The sequence below is a fragment of the Streptomyces sp. NPDC002130 genome (assembly GCF_040296465.1).
GTDB lineage: Bacteria > Actinomycetota > Actinomycetes > Streptomycetales > Streptomycetaceae > Streptomyces.
On the sequence record NZ_JBEOXI010000989.1, the window covers coordinates 1 to 1,246 of the forward strand.

The 1,246-nt window shown below is 55.5% G+C and carries 1 protein-coding gene and 1 pseudogene; one reads left to right on the forward strand and one right to left on the reverse strand.

The genetic code is table 11. The features are described 5' to 3' along the window. Positions 1–726: 726 nt before the first annotated feature. Positions 727–957 carry a glutaredoxin-like protein NrdH gene (gene nrdH / locus ABT116_RS47690; protein WP_311052691.1) on the forward strand — a complete coding sequence of 77 codons (231 nt, stop codon included), beginning with the start codon at positions 727–729 and terminating at the stop codon, positions 955–957. A 40-nt stretch (positions 958–997) separates the two neighbouring features. Here the strand turns inward: nrdH and ABT116_RS47695 are convergent. Then, positions 998–1,246: pseudogene (locus tag ABT116_RS47695) on the reverse strand (hypothetical protein); the annotation flags it as partial.

Genomic DNA, 1,246 nt, shown 5'->3' on the forward strand with positions numbered 1-1,246 from the left:
GGGGTGATTGGTAGTCGCGTACACGTTCGGGAAGCTCGCTTGGCTGATTCGATCAACGATGCCGAGGAGTCCTGCCGCGGAAGTGTAGTGATACAAGTTGTCGTCGTTGCTCATGTTGCTCTTCCGCCTATTCGACGAGGTCGCGATCGACTAACCCGATGAAGCGGCGATCCCCGGCCCGAAAGGGTTGGGGATCCGTCCGCCCTTCCGCCCCGCACCTTCCGCCTCTGGCCGGCGGTAAAGAGCCACCGGCGGACCGGAAGGGCGGAATACGGACACCACCACAGACACGCAAGAAAGCACCCCGGCCGCCGGCCACGAACCACGACAAAAGCGCAAGGACAAGAACCTACCCGCCCCGGTGTAAACATTCTTCTATCCCGACGCTCGCGCATCAAGGCCGCTCCAGAAATAATATCCACACGCGCCACTCGCACGCTCGAACAAAGGCGCTAAGATATTTTTTCCTACGCTCACCTTGACCCGCTCCCGCCGAGACCAGAATATCGGCACATACCGGGGAGAGGGGAGAAAGTACAGGTAGAACGCATGCAAGTAGCTGCGTACATCACGGTTTGGTATTAGAGAAAGAATGCGAAAAATGATTGAAGATGTCATTAACTAAAGCGGAAGCTAATCGAAGAAATACCCGCGAAAGTATTGGTTTATATTGCAATGTTCGATAGAATGAAATCAATAAAGAATCACCGACGAGGGGGAGTGACAATGGCGATCACCGTATATACCAAGCCCGCATGTGTGCAATGCAATGCCACGTACCGCGCTCTCGACAAAGCAGGAATCGAATACGACGTCATCGACATCACCGAAGACGCACAGGCCCGCGATTACGTCATGAGTCTCGGATACCTGCAAGCCCCCGTCGTCGTCGCAGGAGAAAACCACTGGAGCGGATTCCGTCCCGACGAAATCTCCAAGCTCACCCCGGCCGCCTGACCACACACTTTCACCAGCGAAACGAGTTTCAATGAGGAAATCAAGCAGTTCGGACGGCGGGTGCATCAACGACGAACAGTCGGTTGTCGCGCAACAATGCCCAGATCACGCTCACTCGTCGACGGGCCAAGGCGATCACCGCTTGAACGTGTCTCATTCCTTCACTTCGTTTCTTGAGGTAGAACTCGCGGTTCGGTCCATCTTTGATGATGGAGGTTTGAGCGGAGAGGTAGACGAGGAAGTGCACCATCATCGCGATGTGGCCCGCCTGGGAGCCCATCAGGGTGTC

Bases quoted from the DNA above. Each gene is read 5' to 3' on its own strand.
- nrdH (WP_311052691.1), top strand. From the start codon at position 727: ATGGCGATCACCGTATATACCAAGCCCGCATGTGTGCAATGCAATGCC.